This window comes from Ruegeria sp. AB7, from assembly GCF_056542625.1.
In genome coordinates this window covers 834669-853014 of sequence record NZ_JBQGAC010000002.1, presented here as the reverse complement: position 1 = coordinate 853014, position 18346 = coordinate 834669, and the positions used below count along the sequence as shown (strand labels likewise).

Genomic DNA, 18346 nt, shown 5'->3' with positions numbered 1-18346 from the left:
CAGCCCGGTAGCTCGTCAGGCTCATAACCTGAAGGTCGCAGGTTCAAATCCTGCTCCCGCAACCAACTTTAGAAAATCCCAGAGCAGCCCGCGCAGACTACAATTGATCACCCGGAGCAATTGCTTAACGTCTTCACCTCATCGCGCCACGCTCCAAAATCGACGCGTGAGGAAGAATGGGAGAATAGGGATGACCCTGAATCTATCGCTCTACGTGCTTCTGATCTCAACCCATTAATGGCGCGATATTGGTATTCTGCGCCAAGCGTTCCGATCGCTTAATGCCAATGCCGCGTTCAAACGCAGTTTGTTTGCATGAAAGCCCAATGATCAGCTTGATCCGTCTCGCAGCAGAGACGAATCAATCCGTGCGCTTCATTCCCATATTCAATCTCCTTTGCGGCAAAATGCCTTGAAAGGAGCGGTATCAACCAATCACACGTCCTAGTTTGTTCAAACCTGTAAAAGTAGTTTTGCGACGTCCAATAGTCCTGCTTGCCCAAAAAGCTCATCTGTGCTCGGTGTTGTATATGAGTTCATGGCATCTGGCTGCAAAGATGACCCTGCATCTAACCAATACCAGTGGTCTAGATTTAGTTTATTGGTATCAGCCGAAAAACCTTCGAAAATGTTCTTGACGTCAACACCTGACACCTTTGAAGTCGACTTGCGCTGCATCATCGCGATTGCTCCGGCGACCAAGGCAGCAGCACCCGATGTGCCTCCAAATTCAGCATATAATCCCGAAGGATCGTCGCGCGCACTTTCTCGTTTCTTCACAGGGCCAGCGAATGTTCCTTCCACGTAGCCCCTCGGTCCTGGAACATCCAAGGAAAGTAACCGTTGTGAGGCAAATGAAATTTCAGGGATATCATCATAAGGTGGTTCGCGCTTTTTGTGCACGTTCTCTACCCAGAAGTCGCCTGCTGAAGCAGCGCGACGGTCCAATCGGATTTGGTATCTGTTATATACTTCTCCGTCATCTGAAGGTGCGACTACGGTCAGATCACCCGAGTAGTTGGAATAACCCGATCGGTAGCCGTTGTAATTGACGGCGCCTACTGAAATGACACCGTTTGCGGGATTGGATGACAAACTAGCCGGGTAAATCAGTTCACTCCTGCCCTCATTACCTGCGGCGCATACAACAGGCGTCTGCTTGCTTACCCATTCTATGACTTTCTCAAGTAGAGCCCAGGATTTTTGGATATCCAAAATATCTTCATGAACTTCTCCCGCCTTGCTTTTATGAAGGCGGGTCTCTTCATCATCGTCAAAAGAGGTTGGATAGCCGGGCCAATACGAAGGGTCAGCGGCATCGCGCGGAAATAGAATGACATCCACACCTTTCGCTTCTGCATATAGAAAGGCCGCTATCAGTTCTTCAGGGCTAGGAGATATTGAAGTTGTGATAGGAACTACTTTGCTTAGCGGGTCTACGCCAAAGTAAGGGGCAACATTACCCGCATTGCCGAACTGATCCAATTCATAACTGGTACCGCTAGTCAGGCCAGCGCATCCAGTCCCGTGAGCGGCATACCGATCATCATAGGCATCGACGTAACGCTTGACGCCAAAACCGTTACTAATTCTGTTAATTATCTCGGTTTCTTCGGGGTCGAGACCAGGTATGACCAAAGCGCTGATTCCGGTCAAATGTTGTTCTGGTAACTCGCGGTGTCTGTTTGCTGCAGGATATGCCGATAACTCCTCGTACTTTGCTCCATACGGGTGGCTCGCTAGATCAATTGCGTCATTCCAAATAACTTGATCTGGAGGGGGAAGGGGGGCCTCTGGCGCTTCTAAGTTTGGATGATGCCGGGCCACCCCCATATCAATGAGGCCAATTTTTACATCCCGTCCTGCAAAATCCCATTCGACACCAGTTATCGTCGGGCAAACCTCACCAGATGAGGTGCCAGTTGGTACGGAAATCGCATTGATCGCCACCAGATGCCAAAGATAGTAGTAACGTTTATATAACTCATCGCCAACAGGCATTGGCTCACCTCCCCTTTGTAGCTATCCCAGCCATTCGTCTTGGGCTTCATCCATCAGTTCATCGAGAGCTTCTGTTAGATAAACCACTGTTTTCTTTGCGAGACTTCGTCCTGCAGCTGTATCACTTGGGTAGTGTAGACCTGCCCATTCTCGGTTCTCGGCAATACGCTGGGCGCGATGGAAAAGCGCTATCGTTCCCGGATGCTCTGGAACCAGCCGAGAGAACAGCTCTGCAATCGCGAATGATTGATAAGAATGGTTGGATGGATATGCAGCGTGATAGGGTACGGGGATGTAAGGACGGATAAGCGGCTGCACGATGTTTGGTCGAGGTCGGCTGAACCTATTCTTGTAAGTAAGGCCGATCTCGTTGGTGATTTCCAGCAGGATGACCATCAAGGCCTTCGTCGCATCAAATCCGCCCTGCTCGTCAATCCCTAAAGGGGTCAGGTAATCGTCAATTCCGAACTGCGCTTGCGCAACAATTTCGTCGCGACGGCGCACTTGATCTGGCTGTTTCAGTTGCTCCTGAAGCTCCAGCAGATGAGTGGTTTCGTTCAGGCTTTCATCGGGTCCTGGAGGTGGTAGAAGATCAATATTCTCCCAGATTTTCCCGAGAATACTTGTATCAATAGGAATGCCAATTTTACAGAGATCACGCATTTCGCGCCACCCAAATGAGGCATCGCTCCCACCGAAATCGAACTCAGTGCGGTTTCTGTTTCTATTTCGATTCCTATTTCTGTTTCTATTTCGATTCCTGTTTCTATTGCGGTTTCTATTTCTGTTGCGGTTCAGGGCAAAGGATGAAGACTGACCCATCGCGATTACAGCGGCTCCGAGTGCAGACCGGCTTCCAATTTCTGTGGCAACCGAATTAGCTACTTGTTCGTTCCGCTGAAGACGATCTACCAGAGTCATCTCATCAAAAAACAAATTCAATTTTTCAAGTGTTGGATCATCAATTATGTCGTCCTTGATCTCACGAATCGCATTGACGTACGCCCAGAATGTTTGCTGCTGTTCGTCATAGATTAGCGATACAAGTTCATCCCTATTTCGCTCAGGATTGTCCTCTGCGCCCAAGTTCGCCAGCTTTAAAACTTTACACGAAATCAATTCCCCACGCCGAACGAGCATACCGAAGTTGTTGAGAAAACTAACGTAATTCAATGAATCCCCCTCCCTTGATCGAAATACTAAATTTGTTTTGGCAGCCCGATACGGCTCAGACCATCCTCCATAAGTTTTGCGCTGAAGCGGGTTGGAACCGGAAACCAGTCTTCTCGAATACTTGTGAGAGACATGTCTGGCTCCAATTCGACAAGTCGATGTAACGCTTTCTCACCTTTGGTGTGATCGCCCAAGTGACCGTAAGATGCCGCCAGATAGCGCATAACCGCTTTAAACTGAGGTTGTACCGCCATTACGTTTTCGCCAAATTTGACGGCTTGTTCGAAGTCGCCATTTACCAACGAAGCTACGCAGCTTGCGCCGTCGAATAGATGACGATAAGGGCTGTGCCGTCCGATAACCCTAGCTTTGTTCGCGGCCTCCACTGCAAGCCTCGGACGATCGGTATAGCAATAGAGCATCGCAGCAGAATCCCAACACATTGCACGATATGGGCTCAGCTCCAGGGCTCTGTCAGAAAGGTCCTGAGCAATCGAAAACTCGCGGAATACGTAGGAATAGACGTGAGCGACAAGCCCTAAAACGGTCCCGTTATCTGCGTCAGCTTCGACTGCTCGCCTCGCTAGCTCTCGTGCTCTTTCTTCAAGCTCAATGTCCCACGTTCCGTAACGTTCGCCGATTTGGAACGTCGTAAAATATGCTAGCCAGGCCAAGTAAACAGGCTTGGGGTCGATTTCGTAGGCCGCCAATATGTCTGCCTGCAAATGGTCCAAACCGGGTCCGGACATTGTTAGCAAGTGATGGACTGCTGAGATCGCCGTCTTTGCAGCATGATGGGCAGCGGGGTCTCGCATATGACGCCCATTCACCAATGCCGTGAGGAGCGCATCGGTAGCGTAGCTTACAAAAGCTGCAACGCTGGAGGTTGAGAGCCCAAGAAAGTCGCCCTGATCAGCCACCACATTCTGATTCCAAATAACTTTCCGGTCCTCGGGGCGCATTGCAGTGACAGAAACTTGAAGCATGCTTTCGCAGGCTGACGCTCTGCACTGAAGAAACAAGTCGGGACCAACACCGTGGCTGGGGCTGGAGTTGTATGGCCCGGGCACGTTCGGGGTGCGATAGTCCTGAACAATCAGGGCCTCGGTTTCCGAAAGAGATTTTGATAGCTGCTCTGCGACGATATTTGCTACGAAAGAGGCTTTTTCCGATCCCGCTCCCACATCTGAGGCTAGAAGGCCAATTACGAAATTTGTTCTCGTAGTTTCTACCCATGACGCATTAGGCGTTGGCTGAGTTGTGAGATCGGTTTTACTTACTAGATTAGCACCATCTTGGTTGATGCATCGAACCGCAGACCGTTGATGCTGGAGCCAATCCATGAAAGCAGCATTGCGGCAATTGAAACCCTCCAACAGCTTATTATTCGATAGTTCTGCTGCTGGCTCCGTTACGTCTATTTCCAATTCTTGTTGATTGAGGCAAATGAGATCTTTGTCGCGAACTACACTGATTAGGGTTGCCAAACCCGTGTGTTCATTGGTGGCGTCAACGAGCCGCTCCAATAAAGCAGACCTTTCAGAAGTAGACTGGTCCTCCCAAATAATTTCGCCAGCCCGATGCGCTGAAAAAACACCTTGAGAGCAAGCTAAGAGCGAGAGAAGCATTGTCTGCTCGTTGCTTAGGTCCAGCAAAGTGTTTTGGGAGCCCCAATACTTCGGATACCCAATCAATTCGAGACGAGCCTTTGACAGCGACCCTTGGTCCGAAACCCTGATCACCTTGAATAACTCGAGAGAGTTTCCCAGATTTTTTAGTGTTGGGTAGCCGATGGAGACAAACCGAAAGTCGTTTCCACCCCGAAGCGAATTTCGGACCGCACTGGAGACCAGGACGTCACCGGCCGATCCAGCACTTTCGATACGGGCCGCAGTGTTCACGGTGTTCCCTATGATTTGGCGGTCTATTTCAAATGTATCACCAACATGTACACCGATCCTGAACCCGCGATCATAGTTTCCGACTTGTTCAGAAAGAGTTTCCTGTACCCTCAACGAGGCTTCTACCGCGACTGAAACACTTCTGAATGTCGCGCAAAAACCATCACCAGCAATACCCGTGACTTCACCTCCAAGTGCGACCACTACTTCACTGGCTAGATTCAGATCCGCGCGAATAGTGGATAGGGTTCGCATTTCAGTTTCGCGAACCGCTAACGAGTACCCACATGCATCAATGAACACGATGGCCATTAGGCGGGCTTCGGGTGTTTTAGTCTTGGAAAACTTTGTCTGGTCTACCCCATATCTTGACCTCAAAGTAAATAGATTAAACGTTTCTAATGCCTAAAATTCGACACCCTGATCGATTGTTTTAAATAAAAATAACCCCACAGTTAGGCTCAGTAGTACACTAATCTCAGTAACTCGTCGACATTAAACGCGCTCGACATTTGCAATTGCGAACGCAGGTATTTGTTAAGTGCCAGATATAAATAAATAAATTTAGTGGTGGTGATATGAACTGATACTTTCCGGTCATTGGTAGATGTTAAAGAGGGAAAGCTTCCGCATTACTTCATAAGTGCTTGATTCCGGTGAATAAGAATGAAACGCACCGTCGCAGCGCGAGATATGGATGCACATTAAGAGGTCAAATAGTGAATGCCACTTGAATATCGATAAAAGGCGTTTCTTGACATCTTGTCATTGGCTTCAATTTTTGCATCAACACGTACCAAGACTTCAAGCGCTGCTAATTCATCTTTCTCTATGACAACACAACGGTAAAACCCAAGGGTCGTGTTACGATTGAATTAGATCTTTGGATTTCTACCAATTGAAGCATTGTACTATATTTCGTCAAAATGGATGCTTATCAGTTGAAGTATATTGAACTAACCTAGAACTCCCCCGTTTTTTGTTTAGAACAAATTTTGCTCCCAAGGTTTGATGACTTGAACCGTTCTCTGGAACGAAGGATGCGCGATGGGCACAGATGGGGAAGCAAGATGCATTCCAGTTTAAAGTGTCAGTTCAGTAGCTCGGGAAGTGCCCATCCAGTGTTGGCCGTGCAATTCGGTTGAAGCTTGATGAGGCTATCCCTCATCCAATGAGAGGTATCGTAGTTTCTGCTGAGAAGGACACCAAGCAGCGATGGTCCGCTTATCGAGCCTTCTTCATAGGTGGAGAGAGTGACGTCATAGTGTTATCTTTCGCATTCAAACTTTCATCACTGAGCACCTTCGAAGTGTAGGGTTCTCTGTGGCCCCGAGAATCTTTCCGAAACATCTTGTTTCCAATTCACGAACTAAGAGTTTCGAATTTAGCCGTGGACACATTTTTGCCATAATGCCATCCTGCCACAGAGGGCGGCATGTCTTTATTTTTAGCACTTTCTAGTTTTTCCAACTGGATTTGAGGGGGTTACCTAGTTCGATATGCCGCCCCACGAGCAGTCTTCTGATAGCCCAATGACCGAAGCGCATTTTCGGTGGCGTTGATACAATGCGCGTTCAAACCTTTTGTATCGCGCATCTGGGTGTAGTTATGATGTACTTCGACAGCGCCATTAGATTCTATGGGCGCAGTTTCAGGTATCTTTCCATTGATCGTTGCGCGCCGAATGATGTGCAATCGGCGATGCAGAGGTGCAACAGGTCAAGATAGAAATGCCATCAGAACGACCCCAACTAACGTCCTGAGAGCGGTATCTGAGCAAGTAAGCGCTGCCTGGATAGCAAGTTTCCGCAACGTAAACATAAGCTCACTATTCGCCTTTCAAGACTTGCTCTATGCCGGGAGCAGAATTCCGGTGGGGGCCGATATGAAACTTAGTGCGTTGGAAATCCTTTGTGTCATTTTGGCAAGTGTTGTGGCAGTGGCTGGTTTTGCCGGAGCCGTGAATGCGCTTGTTTCAGCGATCTAATGTAGCACCGCAAAGTTGTAGGGCCTTTAGGCGCATGTTGTCGCGCTCGTGACAACTGTTCTCTCGGGGTGTCGAGGTTTGATTATAAAGCATAGAAATTAAACAATTAAAGAAACAGCACGCACTTCTTTTTCGTTGATCGGTGACGCCGTCGTCGCACAAAGTGAACAGGTCTAAAACCCGAAAACAAGCCCGCTTCGTCCAAATCTCGCGGTGGCGGTATTAGATTGAAAGCGTCGCCTCACATTCCACCTAGCAGAGGGGTTGGCGAGGGGGTCGAGCCAACCCCTCTGAAGGGGATACACGGAACAGTGAAAGTGGTCCGTTGAGCTCAGGTTATGCGATGCGTGTAGGCCCGTATATTGGGGGTTCCCCGTAGTTGGGAAAATTAATCTTTCAGACACATTCCGGACATCTCGCCCAGATACCAAAACGATACGGCGCGCCTAGAAGATGTCTGATGATTTCTTGAGGGGGTACGAGTTTGGCGCGTCGTACCTTGAACCTCGATGATTTCCCAAAAACCTCAAACGAGGCTGATAACGGTGCCCTGCTTCAAGGACGCGTTTGCCGCATCGGCCAGCAACTGAGCCCGCAGCCCATCGATGATACCTGGTGCAAGTTGTCCTGATCCGGACACAGCGGCAATGAAATGGGCCATCTCGGCTTGATAGGCGCCTTCGTAGCGTTCAAGAAAGAAATGCTGGGCGGGGGCTTTGCGGAAACCCGACGGGGTCGCGACCTCAACCACATTCTCCAACATGTTTTCGGCCCGCAACATGCCCTTCTCGCCATGCACCTCGATGCGTTGATCATAGCCATAGCTGGCGCGGCGCGAGTTGGAGATCTGGCAAATCTTGCCACTGGCCGTCGTCAGGGTTACGGCTGCGGTGTCGATGTCTCCGGCTTTGCCGATCTCGGGATCGACGAGCGATGATCCAACAGCGTAAACGCTGATAGGTTCTTCGCCCAGCAAGAAACGTGCCATATCCAAGTCATGGATCATCATATCGCGGAACAACCCACCCGAGCTTTCGATATAGCTGATCGGTGGCGGCGAGGGGTCGCGGGACAGAATGGTAACAATTTCGACCGCGCCGATCTCACCTTCGGCGATGCGGGATTGAATATTGGCAAAACTCGGATCAAAGCGGCGGTTGAAGGCCGTCATGAAGGGCACGCCGGAGGCTTCGACCACCTTGATGCAATCGCGGATGCGGTCAGCGGACATGTCCACCGGCTTTTCGCAGAAGATCGCTTTGCCGGCATTCGCCGCTTTATGGATCAGATCGTAATGGGTGTCGGTCGGAGTACCGATGACGACAGCATCGACATCTTCACTTTCGATCAGTTCGTCCGCCGACAGGATCTGTGCGCCAGTTTTGTCGGCCAGCATCTGAGCCGGTTCTGTGAATGCGTCCGCCACTGCGCTCACCTGTGCGCCATCAATCTGCCCGATCGAGCGCGCATGAATCTGACCGATCCGCCCGCATCCCAATAGCCCAATATTCAGCATGTCATGCCCCTTTGAACGCTTTCAGTACTCGGCGCGTCGCCTCGACCACCGGTTCATGTGTATCTTTCAGTATTTGAACGCGGTCGAACCTGTCCGGATCGGCATTCACGGCCGTTCGCAGGGCATTCCCAAAGGCCATTCGCAGCTCGGTCCCGATGTTAAATTTGCAGATTTTCGATCCGCGCGCCAGCGCAGCACGTTGCGCAACCGGCACGCCCGAGCCGCCATGGATCACCAGAGGTATCTCGGTCACGGCTTCGATGGCGCGGATACGGGCCTCGTCCAGACCGCCCTCTTTGTTCTGCTGCAAATGGACGTTGCCAACCGAGATCGCCATTGCATCCACGCCGGTCTCTCGGGCGAATTGCGCGGCTTCCTCCGGGTCGGTTCCGTCCGAACCTTCACCACCCGAATAGCCGACAAAACCGATTTCCCCCTCGCAGGAGACACCAGCGGCATGGGCCATCTCGGCAATTGCAGCGGTCTCGGCGATATTCTGTTCCAAAGGCTTGCGTGAGCCGTCGAACATGACAGAGGTGAAGCCGCTGTCGATGGCGATGCGGCACTCGTCCCACGTATAGCCATGGTCCAGATGGGCCACGACAGGCACACTGGCCCCTTCGGCCAGATGGCGGAACATCTTGCCCAGAACCGGCAGCGGCGTGTGTTCGCGGCATGATGGGCCGGCTTGCAGGATGATCGGTACGCCTTCGGCTTCTGCAGCGGCCACGTAGGCACGCATATCCTCCCAGCCCAGCGTCACCAACCCGGCCACGGCATAGCCGTCACGCAGCGCGGGTCGCAGCACGTCCGATAATGTCACAAGGCTCATTTGAACTTGGCCACCATGTCCATAATGCCCGGGATCGTATGCAGCTGGGCTGCATGGGTCGGTTGGAAATACTGCTTCAGCGAGCGCTGACTGAGCCCGCCGAGGATGGTGAAATAGTACATTTCATACCCCGGCAAAACTGCGCAGGGGTGATAGCCCTTGTCCAGCAAGATCGTCGAGCCATCCATGATGTGATAGGCATCACCCGGCTTGTTGTCTTCGCGCTGCAGCATCTGGACGCCAGAACCATAGTTGGGCCGGAAGCGGAAATTATAGGTTTCGTCATGGCGGGTTTCGATCATTTCGCCATCGTCGCTTTTGCGGTCGGTGTCATGTTTGTGGCTGGGAAAGCCGGACCAGCCGCCCTGACCCACGGTATAAAGTTCAGACACCAGCAAGCGGCCGACCTTGTCGTGATGGTTCGCGCCCAGAATGTGTTTGATTTTTCGATGGGTTTTGGTGTCGTCCGATCCATACTGCACCAGATCCAGCTCGGGTACGCGGACATCAAAGGGTTCAAGCACACGGTCGAATTTTGCGCCCGCGATGAAGGTTTCGGTTTCATCCGTCATGCAGGTTATTCGAACCTTGGCGCCGACGGGAACGTATACGCCCTCGGGCTCGCCATCCCAGACGTCGATGGTGCGGTTGCCAAGGTTGGTATAGATCGCGCCGTCCACATCGACATCCACGGTACCGGTAGCGGGCACGATGCAGGTCTCATAGCCCGGTACGGCATATTCGAACACCTCGCCCTTTTTCAGTTTGACGATGTTGAAATAGTTTAGCGGCACCAGATCATGGTCGGCATCGACGATAGGTTTGTTCTGGTTGTCATGGGGCGCAATATGCATCTGCGTCTCCTTTCAGGTATCCGTGGAGCCCGGGTGTTGGGCCAGAAATTCGTCAAGTTCGGGCGTCGTCGGCATGGCCCCGGCGCAGCCGGGTTTCGACACGACGATCGACGCGCAGGCCGAACCGCGCAGCACCGCATCGCGCAGGTCATGCCCCGCAGCGATCGAGGCCAGCAGACCGGCCAGAAAACTGTCGCCTGCGCCGTTGGGCTTCACGGCGGTAACCGGGTAGATGCCGGTGCGGACCTCTTGCCCGTCTGCCAGCGTAATGGCCCCCTCATGGCCCATCTTGTAGATCACCATCTTGCCGTTGGCCGCCAATTCGCGGGCCTTGTCTAAACCTTTTTCGATGCCGCCCGCCATAAAGCCGAACTCTTCATCATTGCCTACGATAAGATCGCTTTCATTCCCTGCGCGGGTCAGAACCTCTGAGGCGACTTCGGGTGATGGCCAACTATAGGGGCGGTAATCGATGTCGAAGATCACCGGCAGGCCTGAGGCGCGCGCATTTTCAAACGCGCGGAAGGTGGCCGAGCGTGAGGGTTCCGCAGCAAACACCGTGCCCGCCGTGATCAGGGCTGAGAAGGCGCTGTAGTCGACCTCATCCATATCCGCCTCGGTTACCTGGAAATCAGCGGCGCCGTTGCGGTAGATGACATTCTGAAAGTCTTCGATGCAACTTTCGTAGACAGCCAAGGACGTACGCGCCTCGCCACCCACAGCTCGGACATATCTCGTTTCAACGCCATAGTCGCGCAGCCGGTTCACACAGAACCGCCCCACGGCATCATCCGAGACCGAGGTGACCAGCGCCGCTTGCGATCCCAGCTTCACCAGTCCGGCGCAGATATTGGCGCTTGATCCCCCCAGATCGGCGCGAAACACCTGTGCGTCTTCGCTTTTGGTTCCGACCGGATCCGCAAACATGTCCATTCCGGCCCTGCCGAACACGGCAAAGCGGTTACCTTTTATACCTTCAATCAGAGTCACGTGCGCCCCTCGGTATTGCCTGCCCGCGCGGCATCCAGCACCTCGGGGTAGGGATAATTCAGGCCCAGCAACTGCCGCAGATCGGGACTTGCCTGATCAAGGAAATCCTGCGGTAGCGCAGCGGGCATATCTTCCATTGGTTTAACCCATTTGGGCAGATACTGGATCAGGATCGCGCTGCGGTCGTGATCCGCTTTGTTCGGCATCGCGCAATGCCACGTTACGCCATAGAACAGAGCAACATCACCAGGCTCACCGGTCATCTGCTCGCATTTGTCATAGAACTTGTCTTCGGGCGTGGGATAACGCAGCTCTTTCTGCGATCCGGGTACATAGCCGGTCGCGCCGCTTTCCTTGGTGAACGGGTCCAGCAAAACCGAGACCTGTGCATTCATCGGAAATGATCCATTCAGACCGACGGGATGCGTTTCGGGGCTGTGAAAGTCCCAATAGGGATAGTCGACATGCGGCTCCTGCCCCGGCCCGCCCGGCAGGATGCGATTAGCAGCGATCGAGCCCATGATGAACTCGGTCCCCAGAAACTTGCGGAGGATCTTCATCAGAACCGGATGCGCAGCCATGCGTGAAAACACGTCGCCCTTAGCCAACAGATTCCAGACCCGCCGCTGCAGGTTCAGTTTGCCATCCTCTTCCGCAGCGCCTTGGAAATGGGTCACTTTCTCGGCCGCTGTTTCGGATTCGGCCATGACGATGGCACGTGCCTCGGCGATCTCTTCAGGGGTGAAAAGGCCCGAGATTGCGACGACTCCATCACCGTTCAGCAATTCATCCACAATGACGTCTGGGTCAGCCGTTTCTGCCTTGAACCGTTTCATCAGATGCCCTTGCGTTGTTTTTCGCGGGTCGATTCCCATTCGACATGAGCATCACGAACCCTCTCGTCAGCCGAAGTGTGGGGTGTTCCAACCTCCCACCATGCATGGCCTTCAGTGGTCCAGCCTTCATAGGCGTCCACGTCCATCACAATCACATAAGTCTTGTCGCTGGCCTTGGCGCGCTTGAACGCTTCGGCCAGTTCTGCCGGGTTCGCGACCTTTTCGCTGGTGGCCCCCATCGAGGCCGCGTGGGCCGCGAAATCAACGCCAAAGGCTTCGGGGATGGTGGGGCAGTCTTCCAGCAGGTTGTTGAAGCTTTCGTTGCCTGTGTTGTTCTGCAGCTTGTTGATGACTGCAAAACCGCCATTGTCCAGCACCAGAACAATCATCTTTTTGCGGCTCAGAACCGAGGAATAGATGTCCGAGTTCAGCATCAGATATGAGCCATCACCGCAAAACGTAATCGTGTCCTTATCCGGCTCACGCTCAGATTGGGCAATGCGCGCCCCCCAAGCGCCTGCGATCTCATAGCCCATGCAGGAGAATCCGAACTCAACATCAACGGTGCCAATATCCAGCGTGCGCCAGTTGGCGGTGACTTCAGCGGGCAGACCTCCGGCAGCGGCGACCACGCGGTCACGCGAGTCACAGAGTTCGTTCACAACGCCGATGGCCTGAGCATAGGAATTTGGGCGGTTCCCGTACGCGACATTCTCGGCCACATAGGCATCCCATTTACGCCGTTCGTCCTGCGCCAGAGATACCCAATCGGATGGCGCAGAGTAATCAATCGCCTGTGTTAGAGCCTGAATTGACAGTTTAGCATCCCCGACAACCGGCAATGACATATGCTTGCCCGCATCATGTCGCGCGGCGTTAATCGAGATGAACTGGGCGTCCTTGGAAAAGGCTGTCCATGATCCTGTCGTGAAATCCTGCAGCCGGGTTCCAATGGCAACTATCACATCGGCCTGTTCCGCAATCGCGTTGGCGCTGTCTGATCCGGTCACGCCAATCGGGCCGATATTCAGCGGATGAGTCGCAAGCATATTAGCGCGGCCCGCGATGGTTTCGACGACCGGGATCTGAAGCTTTTCGGCGAATTCGGTCAGCTCGGTCACGGCTTTGGAATACTGCACGCCCCCACCCGCGATGATCATCGGGCGTTTCGCGCTTGCCAACGCGGTAGCGGCATCGGCGATTTCATCCGCATCGGGAGATTGGCGACGAATGCGATGCACTTTTTTCTCAAAGAACTTCACCGGATAATCATAGGTCCAACCCTGCACATCCTGTGGCAACCCGAGGAACGCCGGCCCGCAATCGCCCGGGTCCAGCATTGTCGCTATAGCGGCGGGCAGTGATTGAATGACCTGTGCCGGATGCGTGATGCGATCCCAATAGCGGCTGACCGGTTTGAAGGCGTCATTCACACCAAACGTCGGGTCATAGTAGTTCTCCATCTGCTGCAGAACCGGATCCGGCAAGCGGGTGATGAACGTGTCCCCGCACAACATCAGCATTGGCAGTCGGTTCGCATGGGCCAGTCCAGCAGCAGTCAACAGATTCGCAGTGCCGGGGCCTGCGCTAGCGGTGCAGAACATGAATCGCTGACGCAGCCATTGCTTGGCATAGCCCGCGGCGGCGAATCCCATGCTCTGTTCATTCTGCCCGCGATACAACGGCAGCTCATCCCGGACAGTATTCAGTGCCTCGCCCAGGCAGGTCACATTGCCATGACCAAAAATCCCGAAGCCCCCGCCACATAGGCGATATTCCTGACCATCGATCTCGATGAATTGGTTCGACAGCCAGCGAATGATCGCCTGCGCCGTTGTCAGGTAAACAGTGTCGTGTTGCGCGGACATGTCTGCGGGCTCCTTTAGGAAAATTATGATGCAGTGCCGAATGCAGCTTGCGAGAGTCCTATTCTCACGATACAAGTTTTGCAACCGGTTGCAAATGGTTTTCAAGAAAAAGCGAGGGAGGGCGTCGGAATGGCAGAGATCGGCATTGGCATTCTAGGCGGCGGATATATGGGCAAGGCTCATGCGGTCGCCATGTCCTCGGTTGGGGCGGTGTTCAACACGGCCTTGCGACCACGGTTAGAGATGGTGTGCGCCTCGTCACCGGAAAGCGCTGTGCGGTATCGTCAGGCCTATGGATTCGCGCGCTCGACGGATGACTGGCGTGTGTTGGTGAACGACCCGAAGGTCGAGGCCGTCGTGATCGCCACGCCTCCGGAAACACATCGCGAGATCGCTCAGGCAGCGTTTGCGCTGGGCAAACCGGTGCTGTGTGAGAAGCCTTTGGGCGCGTCGCTGGAGGATGGTGCGGCGATGTCAGCAGCAGCCGAGGCCTCGGGCTTGGCCAACATGGTTGGTTTCAACTATATCCGCACCCCGGCCAGCCAATATGCTCGCGCTCTGATAGCCGAAGGAGAGATCGGCGACATCACATGGTTTCGGGGTGAGCATACCGAAGATTTCTACGCGCACCCTCAAGCCCCGGCAACCTGGCGTACAACAGGAATGTCGAACGGAACGATGGGTGATCTTGCGCCTCATATGATCAATGCCGCACTGGCTTTGATCGGCCCGATTTCACGCGTGATGGCCGAGGTCGAAACCGTGCACAATAGCCGCCCGGGTGGCGAAGTTGACAATGACGACCACGCTCAGATGATGGTGCGGTTCGCGAACGGAGCAATGGGATCGATCTATATCAGTCGAATCGCGACGGGGCGCAAGATGGGCTATGCCTATGAGATCAGTGGCACCAAGGGTGCGATCCGCTTTGATCAGGAAGACCAGAACGTTTTGTGGCTCTACCGTATGGAGGGTCCCGAAGCTGAGCGTGGCTTTCGTAAAATCCTGACCGGCCCCGCACACCCGGACTATGAGCCGTTCTGTCAGGGCCCTGGCCACGGCACGGGCTATCAGGACCAGATAATCATCGAAGCACGCGATTTCTTGCGTGCAATCGAGACAGGTAAACCGGTTTGGCCGACCTTCCACGACGGGCATGAGGTCAACCGGGTCGTCGCTGCGGCATTGGCATCGTCAGCGGATGAAAGCTGGAAAAATATCGAAGATTTCTGAGCATCGGAGACAAGACAAGATGAGCATCAGAATTGGCAATGCGCCCTGTTCCTGGGGCGTGGAATTTGCGCAGGACCCGCGCAATCCGCATTGGAAAACAGTTCTCAGCGAATGCGCTGTGGCCGGGTATAAGGGTATCGAACTCGGCCCGGTGGGTTTCATGCCCGAAGACCCTGCGGTGCTGGCCGATGCGCTGGCCGAGCATGATCTTGAACTGATCGGCGGCGTTGTGTTCCGCAACTATCACGACCCCGACGCGTGGGAAGACGTGCTGGACGCCACCCACCGCACCGCTCGCGCATTGAAAGCGCATGGGGCGAAGCACATGGTGCTGATCGATGCGATCTCACCCCGCCGCGCGCCAACCGCTGGTCGCGCCGATGAGGCTGAGCAGATGGACAAGGCCGAGTGGACGGCGTTCCGGGATCGGATTTCTGAAAGCGCGCGGATCGGGTCCGAGGAATACGGGCTGACCGTTGGGATGCACGCTCATGCTGCGGGCTTCATGGACTTTGAACCTGAACTTATCCGTTTGCTGGACGAGGTCGATGAAAGCCTTCTTAAAATTTGCTTCGATACGGGGCATCACTCTTATGCCGGGTTCGATCCGGTCGGCTTCATGAAGCGCTACGTTGATCGGATCTCGTACATGCACTTCAAGGATATCTCTCCGACAGTGAAAGCGGATGTAATTGCCAATCGGACGGGCTTCTATGATGCTTGCGGGCAGGGGATTTTCTGCAATCTGGGCGACGGCGACGTGGACTTTCCGACCGTTCGCCAGGTGCTGCTGGACGCTGGTTTCACAGGATGGTGCACGGTCGAGCAGGATTGCGACCCAACGCTCGACCCTGATCCTGTAGGGGACGCGCGGAAGAATCGTGAATACCTTGAATCAATTGGTTTCAGTTAAGGAGGCCCAGACCATGACCAAGCTGAAATGGGGCATGATCGGAGGCGGCGAAGGTAGCCAGATCGGACCGGCGCACCGGCTGGGAGCGCTGGCGGACGGGTATTTCCAATTCACCGCCGGAGCGCTGGATCACAGGCCTGACATTGGTCGCGAATACGCCCAACGATTGGGTATCGCGGCAGACCGAGCCTACGGCGACTGGACCGAGATGCTGGAAGGTGAGCGCGGGCGCGAGGATCGGATTGATCTGGTCACTGTAGCCACTCCAAATGCTACGCATTTCGAGATCACCAAAGCGTATCTTGAGGCCGGGTTCAACGTGCTGTGCGAAAAGCCCATGACCATGACGGTGGAAGAGGGCGAAGAGATTGTCAAAGTCGCCGAGAAATCAGGAAAGATTTGCGCGGTAAACTACTGTTACTCGGCTTATCCGATGGTGCGTCAGGCTCGTGCGATGGTGCGCGCAGGTGAGATCGGCAAAGTCCGTCTGGTCGTTACCAATTTCAGTCACGGCCATCACGGAGACGCCACCGATGCTGACAATCCACGCGTGCGCTGGCGCTATGATCCTGCGATGGCGGGTGTTTCCGGGCAGTTCGCTGATTGCGGTATCCACGCGATGCACATGGCCGGATTCATTGCGGATGATGAGGTTGAGACCCTGTCTGCAGATTTTGCTTCAACCATTGGCAGCCGTGAACTTGAAGATGATGCCATGGTCAACTTCCGCACGACAAAAGGCGCTGTTGGCCGGTTGTGGACCTCTTCGGTCGCCATCGGTCGGCAGCACGGGTTCGACATTCAGGTGTTCGGAGAAACCGGCGGTCTTCGATGGGCGTCGGAGCAGCCGAACCAGCTTATCTACACGCCTGTTGGTGGTCGCCTGCAGATCATAGAAAAAGGCGAAGGCGGGCTGCATGAAGACGCGCAACGACTCAGCCGGGTGGCGATTGCGCATCCTGAAGGGTTCCCGTTGGCGGTTGCGAATATCTATTGCGATCTCGCAGATGCAATTGCCGGGGAAACCCGCGACGGCTTGCCCAATGCGGCAGACGGCGTGCGGTCGATGGCGGCTGTGCATACAGCGGTCGAGTCGGCGAAACAGGGCAGCGCGTGGATGGATGCCCGGCCGCCGATGTTTCGTTAACTCTCAGATACGGGGCGCAATGTGCCCCGTTCCACCACCGAGCATGGGAATATCCGTGCCTCCGGATATCGGTCGGGTTCGTTCAGGGTTGCCACCATCAGCTCGATCGAAGAACTCACGATTTGCCGGATCGGCTGATGGATGGTGGTGAGATCAATATTCTCCCACCGTGCCATTTCCATGTCGTTCAGGCCGATGATGCCGATGTCTTCGGGCACCTTTAGGCCACTATCCAGAATCGCGGACAACACCCCGATGGACAACACGTCATCGCCGCAGAAATATGCATCAGCCCGCTCAGATTGGAGCAAGCGTAGCATTTCCTGACGACCTGCATCGAATGAGTAAGCCTCAGCAAACGAGCAGGTCACATCAATGCTAGGATGCCGGGCCATCTCTGACATGAAGCCTGCATGGCGATCCTGAGTCGAGGTCGCCGCCTCGGGCCCGCCTAGAAAGGCTACTTTCGTATAACCACGCGCGACCAGCTCGCGGGCCGCCATGCGTCCGCATTCCACATTGTCGATCCCGACCACATGAACCTGCGGTGAAGAGGATGACCGGCCAAAGCTGTGCACCACTGGTACGCCAGCATCCCGAAACGCTTTTGCGAAGCCGGGCGGCAAGGTCGACGACGCTACGACAACGCCATCGACCGAATACTGGCGCAGCATTCGTACCGAATTTTCGGGTTCAACCTCGTCGGTCAGATTCACCAGCAACGGGCGCAGGCCTCGGTCCTGCAGCCCCCTGGTAAAGAGGTCGAAAACTTCAAGAAATATCGGGTTGTGGAAGTTGTTCGAGACCAGCCCGATCAGCTTAGTTCGGCCTGTGGTCAGAGATGAAGCCAGTGCATTTGGGCTGTATCCCAGCTCACGCGCGGCCTTCTCGACTTTTCGGCGCATCTTGTCGGATACCGAGGCCCCATCGGTGAAAGTGCGCGACACCGCCGAGCGTGAAACGCCGGCGCGTTCTGCAACCTCTTTCAATGTGACAGCCATGATCCGTCTGACCTTCCTGCGTTTAGTGGCAGTCCTTTTACCTGTATTCTTTGGCAGATACAGTATGAAACACATCTGACACCGTTTGCAACCG

13 protein-coding genes are annotated in these 18346 nt (G+C 54.2%); 3 read left to right on the top strand and 10 right to left on the bottom strand.

Annotated features, from left to right (window positions below):
* Window positions 1–453 precede the first annotated feature (453 nt).
* The 9 genes from ACR0EN_RS09865 to iolD form a co-directional block, all read right to left on the bottom strand.
* The gene (locus ACR0EN_RS09865; RefSeq protein WP_223117251.1) at window positions 454–2001 is read right to left on the bottom strand and encodes a S8 family serine peptidase; all 1548 of its coding nucleotides are present in this window, start codon (window positions 1999–2001) and stop codon (window positions 454–456) included.
* A gap of 21 nt (window positions 2002–2022) precedes the next feature.
* Window positions 2023–3174: a phosphatase PAP2 family protein gene (locus tag ACR0EN_RS09860; protein WP_480586457.1), complete on the bottom strand. Its 1152-nt coding sequence runs from the start codon at window positions 3172–3174 to the stop codon at window positions 2023–2025.
* Window positions 3175–3200: 26 nt separating this feature from the next.
* Complete coding sequence (locus tag ACR0EN_RS09855) at window positions 3201–5387, bottom strand: adenylate/guanylate cyclase domain-containing protein (RefSeq protein ID WP_170819151.1); 2187 nt, start codon at window positions 5385–5387, stop codon at window positions 3201–3203.
* Window positions 5388–7588: 2201 nt separating this feature from the next.
* A complete protein-coding gene (iolG, locus tag ACR0EN_RS09850) occupies window positions 7589–8578 on the bottom strand; it encodes an inositol 2-dehydrogenase (RefSeq protein ID WP_480586454.1) in 990 nt (329 codons plus the stop codon).
* A 1-nt stretch (window position 8579) separates the two neighbouring features.
* Complete coding sequence (locus ACR0EN_RS09845) at window positions 8580–9410, bottom strand: class II fructose-bisphosphate aldolase (RefSeq protein WP_480586451.1); 831 nt, start codon at window positions 9408–9410, stop codon at window positions 8580–8582.
* Window positions 9407–10264 carry a 5-deoxy-glucuronate isomerase gene (locus ACR0EN_RS09840; RefSeq protein WP_170395026.1) on the bottom strand — a complete coding sequence of 286 codons (858 nt, stop codon included), beginning with the start codon at window positions 10262–10264 and terminating at the stop codon, window positions 9407–9409. Before ACR0EN_RS09840 ends, ACR0EN_RS09845 begins: the two co-directional genes overlap by 4 nt.
* A gap of 12 nt (window positions 10265–10276) precedes the next feature.
* Entirely contained in the window at window positions 10277–11254 is a 978-nt protein-coding gene (gene iolC / locus ACR0EN_RS09835) for a 5-dehydro-2-deoxygluconokinase (RefSeq protein WP_170395024.1), read from the bottom strand.
* Window positions 11251–12090, bottom strand: coding sequence for a phytanoyl-CoA dioxygenase family protein (locus ACR0EN_RS09830; RefSeq protein WP_170395022.1), 840 nt, complete (start codon window positions 12088–12090; stop codon window positions 11251–11253). The genes iolC and ACR0EN_RS09830 overlap by 4 nt, the downstream gene beginning before the upstream one ends.
* Window positions 12090–13958 carry a 3D-(3,5/4)-trihydroxycyclohexane-1,2-dione acylhydrolase (decyclizing) gene (iolD, locus tag ACR0EN_RS09825; RefSeq protein WP_480586448.1) on the bottom strand — a complete coding sequence of 623 codons (1869 nt, stop codon included), beginning with the start codon at window positions 13956–13958 and terminating at the stop codon, window positions 12090–12092. Before iolD ends, ACR0EN_RS09830 begins: the two co-directional genes overlap by 1 nt.
* A 129-nt stretch (window positions 13959–14087) precedes the next feature.
* Between iolD and ACR0EN_RS09820 the strand changes: the two genes are divergently transcribed.
* The 3 genes from ACR0EN_RS09820 to ACR0EN_RS09810 are packed head-to-tail and all read left to right on the top strand — an operon-like array spanning window position 14088 to window position 17251.
* On the top strand, window positions 14088–15191 hold the full coding sequence (locus ACR0EN_RS09820; RefSeq protein WP_480586445.1) for a Gfo/Idh/MocA family protein: 1104 nt from the start codon (window positions 14088–14090) through the stop codon (window positions 15189–15191).
* 19 nt (window positions 15192–15210) lie between these two features.
* Complete coding sequence (locus ACR0EN_RS09815; RefSeq protein ID WP_480586443.1) at window positions 15211–16104, top strand: TIM barrel protein; 894 nt, start codon at window positions 15211–15213, stop codon at window positions 16102–16104.
* 13 nt (window positions 16105–16117) lie between these two features.
* Window positions 16118–17251, top strand: a complete 1134-nt coding sequence (locus ACR0EN_RS09810) for a Gfo/Idh/MocA family protein (protein ID WP_480586440.1) — start codon at window positions 16118–16120, stop codon at window positions 17249–17251.
* Here the strand turns inward: ACR0EN_RS09810 and ACR0EN_RS09805 are convergent.
* Complete coding sequence (locus ACR0EN_RS09805) at window positions 17248–18252, bottom strand: LacI family DNA-binding transcriptional regulator (protein WP_170395012.1); 1005 nt, start codon at window positions 18250–18252, stop codon at window positions 17248–17250. The two genes, ACR0EN_RS09810 and ACR0EN_RS09805, sit on opposite strands and share 4 nt — an antisense overlap.
* Window positions 18253–18346: the final 94 nt, after the last annotated feature.